This window comes from Streptomyces sp. NPDC057638 (assembly GCF_042800315.1).
Taxonomy (GTDB): Bacteria; Actinomycetota; Actinomycetes; order Streptomycetales; family Streptomycetaceae; genus Streptomyces.
In genome coordinates, this window is record NZ_JBHVHF010000397.1 from 1 (window position 1) to 6,087 (window position 6,087).

6 protein-coding genes are annotated in these 6,087 nt (G+C 70.4%); 2 read left to right on the top strand and 4 right to left on the bottom strand.

The window, feature by feature from the left end; genetic code table 11:
* Positions 1–183: 183 nt before the first annotated feature.
* The 4 genes from rdgB to ACFVIM_RS31755 form a co-directional block, all read right to left on the bottom strand.
* Positions 184–786: an RdgB/HAM1 family non-canonical purine NTP pyrophosphatase gene (gene rdgB, locus ACFVIM_RS31740; RefSeq protein WP_384308800.1), complete on the bottom strand. Its 603-nt coding sequence runs from the start codon at positions 784–786 to the stop codon at positions 184–186.
* Between the two features lie 157 nt (positions 787–943).
* Positions 944–1,330 (bottom strand): hypothetical protein, encoded by a 387-nt coding sequence (locus ACFVIM_RS31745; protein WP_384308802.1) that lies wholly within the window; start codon positions 1,328–1,330, stop codon positions 944–946.
* Positions 1,331–1,692: 362 nt separating this feature from the next.
* Positions 1,693–2,427, bottom strand: coding sequence for a ribonuclease PH (gene rph, locus ACFVIM_RS31750; protein WP_384308813.1), 735 nt, complete (start codon positions 2,425–2,427; stop codon positions 1,693–1,695).
* Positions 2,428–2,573: 146 nt separating this feature from the next.
* Positions 2,574–2,807, bottom strand: coding sequence for a glucose PTS transporter subunit EIIB (locus ACFVIM_RS31755; RefSeq protein ID WP_384308805.1), 234 nt, complete (start codon positions 2,805–2,807; stop codon positions 2,574–2,576).
* Positions 2,808–3,072: 265 nt separating this feature from the next.
* Here ACFVIM_RS31755 and ACFVIM_RS31760 point away from each other — a divergent pair, with 265 nt between their 5' ends.
* A complete protein-coding gene (locus tag ACFVIM_RS31760; RefSeq protein ID WP_384308808.1) occupies positions 3,073–4,365 on the top strand; it encodes a PTS transporter subunit EIIC in 1,293 nt (430 codons plus the stop codon).
* Positions 4,366–4,743: 378 nt separating this feature from the next.
* Positions 4,744–6,006 carry a PTS transporter subunit EIIC gene (locus ACFVIM_RS31765; RefSeq protein WP_384308811.1) on the top strand — a complete coding sequence of 421 codons (1,263 nt, stop codon included), beginning with the start codon at positions 4,744–4,746 and terminating at the stop codon, positions 6,004–6,006.
* Positions 6,007–6,087 lie beyond the last annotated feature (81 nt).

Consider the following 6,087-nt stretch of genomic DNA (forward strand, 5'->3'; position numbering starts at 1 on the left):
GCACCGGATTCCGGTGCCGCGCCCATCGTCGTATCCGGGCCGCCGTACGCGAGGCCGTGAGGGTCGTCGTACGCCAGGCCGTGAGGGTCGTCGTACGCCGGGCCGCGAGAGTCGTCGCGAGCGCGTCGCCGTATCCGGGGCCGCGCCGACGACGATGGCGCGGGCTCGGGCTCGCGTCGGGCCTCAGCCCAGCAGTTCGCGGATGACCGGGACCAGGGCGCGGAACGCCTTGCCCCGGTGGCTGATCGCGTTCTTCTCCGCCGGGCTCAGCTCGGCCGCCGTCCGGCTCTCGCCGTCGGGCTGGAGGATGGGGTCGTAGCCGAAGCCCCCCGAACCCGCGGGCGCCAGCCGCAGCGTGCCCGGCATCCGGCCCTCCACCACGCGCTCGGTGCCGTCGGGCAGCGCGAGCGCCGCGGCGCAGAAGAAGTGGGCACCCCGGTGGGCGGGGTCGATATCCGAGAGCTGGGCGAGCAGCAGCCGCAGATTGGCCGTGTCGTCGCCGTGGGTCCCGGCCCAGCGGGCGGAGAAGATACCGGGCGCGCCGCCGAGGACGTCGACACAGAGGCCGGAGTCGTCGGCGACGGCGGGCAGACCGGTGGCACGGGCCAGGGCGTGCGCCTTGAGCAGAGCGTTCTCGGCGAAGGTGACTCCGGTCTCCTTGACATCGGGGATGTCCGGATAGGCGTCCGTGCCGACGAGTTCATGCGGAAGGTCCGCGTCGGTGAGGATGGCCCGGAGTTCGGTGATCTTTCCGGCGTTGCGGGTGGCGAGGACAAGACGGGTCATGGCCCGATTATCCCGCCCGGGTGCGGTGCCGATGCCGCCGACCGTGCCGAACCCGCTGGTCAGCGTGGGCCGCTGGCACAGCGGGCCGGGAGACCGGGCGGCGCCGGTCCCGCTTCCGGCCTCGCTCACCCCTCGGGTACCGGGCGCCCGGGGCCGGTCAGGGGGTGCAGACCTTGCCGATCTCCTTGGCCGCGTCCGTCACCGGCTTGAGGTCGATCGTGAGGTCGCCGTTCTTCTCCAGGGAGGTACCGACGCCCTCCATGGCGGACTTCAGCTTGTCGACGGCCTTGCTGAGGTCGGCGTTGTCGGTCTTGTCGCCGAGCTTGTCGAGTTCCTTGTCGATGGCGTTGAGGGCCTCGCGGGCCTCGGTGGGGTTCTCGACGGCGTTGGAGGCGGCCCGGCTCAGTTCGTCCACGCTGGAGGCGATCGATTCGGCGGTCTCGACGCAGTCCAGGGCGGTGTCGAGGGCTTCGCACCCGGCCATCACGGGGATGACCAGGGCGACGGAGGCAAGCGTGAGTGCGGTGCGGCGGCGCGCGGACATGGCGTCGGATCCCTCCCGGATACGGCTGGGCACACGGTTCGGCCCGTGTGCCCGTACGGGACGACGCACCCTCCCACCTCGGGGTTGCTTCCGTGTTCCCCATACATCTGATTCCGGCCGGGAACCGTCCGGATGACCGCTCTCCGGCGGGCGGCCCCTCCGTACATCCGTTCTCCGGGGCGGAGCGGGCGCTGTACGGAGGGGAGGGACCGGGCCCATGCCTCAGACGGCCGAACGGGTCCGACGGCCAGGCGGGGTCAGACGGGTCAGGCGGGTCAGACGGGTCAGGCGGGTCAGGCGGATCTGACGGCCAGGCGGGGCCGCTCGGCACTCGGGTCCGGCGGTCCGGCGGCTCAGGCAGCTCAGGCGGCTCCGTCTTCGAGAGCCGCGCGCTGGAGGGCGGCCAGGTCGGCGCAGCCCGCCGCCGCCAGGTCCAGCAGGGCGTTCAGCTCGGCGCGGTCGAAGGGGTCGGCCTCCGCCGTCCCCTGGACCTCCACGAAGCGCCCGTCGCCGGTGCAGACGACGTTCATATCGGTCTCGGCGCGCACATCCTCCTCGTACCGGAGGTCCAGCAGCGGCACCCCGTCCACGATACCCACCGACACCGCGCCGACCGTGCCGGTCAGCGGCTCGCGTCCGGGCTTGACGAGCTTCTTGGCGCGGGCCCAGGAGACCGCGTCCGCGAGGGCGACATAGGCGCCGGTGATCGCGGCGGTACGGGTGCCGCCGTCGGCCTGGAGGACATCGCAGTCGAGGACGACGGTGTTCTCGCCGAGTGCCTTGTAGTCCACGACGGCGCGCAGCGAGCGGCCGATGAGACGGCTGATCTCATGGGTGCGTCCGCCGATCTTGCCGCGGACGGACTCCCGGTCGCCCCGGGTGTTGGTGGCGCGGGGCAGCATGGCGTACTCGGCGGTGACCCAGCCCTCACCGCTGCCCTTGCGCCAGCGCGGCACGCCCTCGGTGACCGAGGCCGTGCACAGGACCTTGGTGTCGCCGAAGGAGACGAGGACCGAGCCCTCGGCGTGCTTGCTCCATCCGCGCTCGATCGTCACCGGGCGGAGCTGTGCGGCGGTACGGCCGTCGATACGAGAGATTTCCCCAGACATGACGGCGAGCCTATCTCCCACGGCGGCGGGCCCGGCGGCTCGCACCGTCCGCGTACCGCCACATCACCGTCGGGTGCCCGTGCCCGGCACCTCCGCGCTCCGGGCGCGGGCACAGGCTCAGACACGGAGCGGGGTCACATCATGTCCTCGATCTCCGCCGCGATCGGGTCGGCGTCGGTGCCGATGACGACCTGGACCGCCGTGCCCATGCGGACCACGCCGTGCGCGCCCGCGGCCTTCAGCGCGGCCTCGTTGACCTTGTCGGAGTCCTCGACCTCGGTGCGGAGGCGGGTGATGCAGCCCTCGATCTCCACGATGTTCTCGATACCGCCGAGGCCGGCGACGATCTTCTCAGCCTTGCTGGCCATGTTCTCTCCCTGCGTTCAAGGGCGTTCCCCCGCACCGGGGGACGCTCGGCGCTGCGTCGGCCCACCACTGGTCCGCTTTGTCACGGTAACGCACGGTTGGCCCATCTTCGCTCGCTGGTCATCGCCCGGTACCCAATGATGACCATCACCGGCGCTCCCGCGCGGACCGCCCGAGCCCGGCGCCGCGTCACAACTGGTCTACACCACTGATGGGCGGCTGCCAAACCCACCCGCCCCGGCGGGTCCGCCCGCCCGGGAGGACACGATGAGTTCGGAGAGCGCCGCCGTCCGCCCCTCCCCCTGGAACGCGCTCTACCAGGGACTCCAGAAGATGGGGCGCAGCCTTCAGCTGCCCATCGCGGTCCTGCCCGCCGCGGGCATCCTCAACCGGCTCGGCCAGGACGACGTCTTCGGCGAGGACGGCCTCGGCTGGAACGACGTGGCCAAGGTCATGGAAGGCGCGGGCGGCGCCCTGCTGGACTCCTCCATCGGGCTGCCGCTGCTCTTCTGCGTCGGTGTCGCCATCGGGATGGCGAAGAAGGCGGACGGCTCCACCGCGCTGGCGGCCGTGGCGGGCTTCCTCGTCTACTACGGGGTGCTGCGGCAGTTCCCCGGCGAGTGCGTGGACCCGGCGGTGTCCGTGGCGACGGGATGCCAGGCGCCGGACGGCTCGGTGGCGGCCTTCACCTACCAGAACCCGGGGGTCTTCGGCGGGATCGTGATCGGCCTGCTCTCCGCGTTCTTCTGGCAGCGCTACCACCGCACCCGGCTGGTGGACTGGCTCGGCTTCTTCAACGGGCGGCGGCTGGTGCCGATCATCATGGCCTTCGTCGCCATCGGCGTCGCCGTCGTCTGTCTGTGGATCTGGCCGCCGATCGGACGGGGTCTTGAGCACTTCAGCGACTGGCTGGTCTCACTGGGCGCCTGGGGTTCGGGGATCTTCGGGGTCGCGAACCGGGCGCTGCTGGTGATCGGGCTGCACCAGTTCCTCAATGTGCCGATCTGGTTCCAGCTCGGCAGCTACACCGAGCCCGACGGCACGGTGGTCCACGGCGACATCACCATGTTCCTCAAGGGCGACCCGGACGCGGGCCAGTTCACCACCGGTTTCTTCCCGATCATGATGTTCGCGCTGCCCGCCGCCGCGCTGGCGATCACCCACACCGCCAAGGCCCACCGACGCAAGGAGGTGGGCGGGCTGATGCTCTCGGTGGCGCTGACGTCCTTCGTGACGGGCATCACCGAGCCCCTGGAGTACTCGTTCCTCTTCGTCGCCCCCGCCCTCTACGCCATCCACGCCGTTCTGACCGGCGCTTCGATGGCGGTGAGCTGGGCGCTGGGGGTAAAGGACGGATTCACTTTCTCCGCCGGACTGATCGATTACGTCATCAACTGGGGGCTCGCCACCAAACCCTGGCTGATCATTCCCATCGGGCTGGGATTCGCGGCGATCTATTACGTTGTCTTCCGGTTGGTGATCACCGTCTTCGACCTGCCCACCCCGGGCCGGGAACCGGACGAGATCGAGGCGGAGCTGGAGCGCGACAACATCAAGTAGCCGCGCGCGGGCCCGGAACCCCTGTCCCGCCCGGGTCCGGCCGCCCCCGCGCCCGCGCCGCACGGCTGGTCCCACACCACGCCCCGCCCCGGAGACCGGCCGCCCCGCGCGGTACCTTCCGTCCGCCGGCCGGCACCTTCCGTCATCCCGCGGCACCTTCCGTAAAAGGTGAATCACACCCCGTTCCGCACGCCGGGAATTTCGGTAAAGATCCCTCAAATCTCATGAGTATTCGCAGGTTCCTTATCTAAGTCGGACATGCTACAAAGGTCTACACCACTTAGTGGTGTAGACCACGCGGCGCTCGCCGCACCACCCCCCTTGAGGCGCCGCCCCCTCCGCTGACGCTGGCGCGCCGTGCTCCCCTGGAGGATCGTGATGTCCACGGCAAGCGCCGCCCCCGCGGCCAAGAAGAAGGGCGCGGGCGTGATGGCCGTCATGCAGCGCATCGGCCGCAGCCTGATGCTGCCGGTGGCCGTGCTGCCCGCCGCCGCCCTGCTCGTCCGGCTCGGCAACTCCGACATGCTCGGCCGGGAGTCCTTCCCCGAGGTCGTCCAGAAGATCGCGGGCTATATGCACGCGGGCGGCGACACCCTGCTCGCCAACATGCCGCTGCTCTTCGCCGTCGGCATCGCGATCGGCTACGCCAAGAAGTCGGACGGCTCCACCGCCCTCGCCGCCGTCACCGGCTATCTGGTCTTCAAGGCGGTCCTCGGCACCTTCACCGACAAGAACCTGCCCCAGATCGCCTCCGTGGTCGACGGCAAGATAGTCATGCAGGACGCCCCGGTGGACGCCAAGGTCCTCGGCGGTGTCGTGATGGGCCTCGTGGTCGCCCTGCTCTACCAGCGCTTCTACCGCACCAAGCTGCCCGACTGGGCCGGGTTCTTCGGCGGGCGCCGGCTCGTGCCGATCCTCGCCGCCTTCGCGGGTCTCGTCCTCGGTATCGCCTTCGGTCTGATCTGGCCGGTCCTCGGCACCGGACTGCACAACTTCGGTGAGTGGCTGGTGGGCTCCGGCGCCGCGGGCGCGGGCATCTTCGGTCTCGCCAACCGCGCGCTGATCCCGGTCGGCATGCACCACCTGCTGAACTCCTTCCCGTGGCTCCAGGCCGGTTCGTACGAGGGCAAGAGCGGCGACATCGCCCGCTTCCTCGCCGGGGACCCGTCGGCCGGGCAGTTCATGACCGGCTTCTTCCCGATCATGATGTTCGCGCTCCCCGCCGCCTGTCTGGCGATCGTCCACTGCGCCCGCCCCGAGCGCCGCAAGGTCGTCGGCGGCATGATGCTCTCGCTCGCGCTGACCTCCTTCGTCACCGGTGTCACCGAGCCGATCGAGTTCACCTTCATGTTCATCGCCCCGGTGCTCTACGCGGTGCACGCGGTCCTCACCGGTGTCTCCATGGCGCTGACCTGGTCCCTCGGCATGAAGGACGGCTTCGGCTTCTCGGCGGGCGCCATCGACTTCCTGCTCAACCTGGGCATCGCGTCCAAGCCGTGGGGCCTGGCGCTGGTGGGGCTCTGCTTCGCGGCGGTCTACTACGTGATCTTCCGCTTCGCCATCACCCGGTTCAATCTCCCCACCCCCGGCCGTGAGTCGGACGAGGAGCTGGCCGAGCTGCTGAAGGCCGAGGCCAAGTAGCGCCAACTAGCGCCAACTAGCACGGCCCCGCCCCGCCACAGCGCGCGAGCCCCCGTTCCCGTACCCCTGGAGGTACGGGAA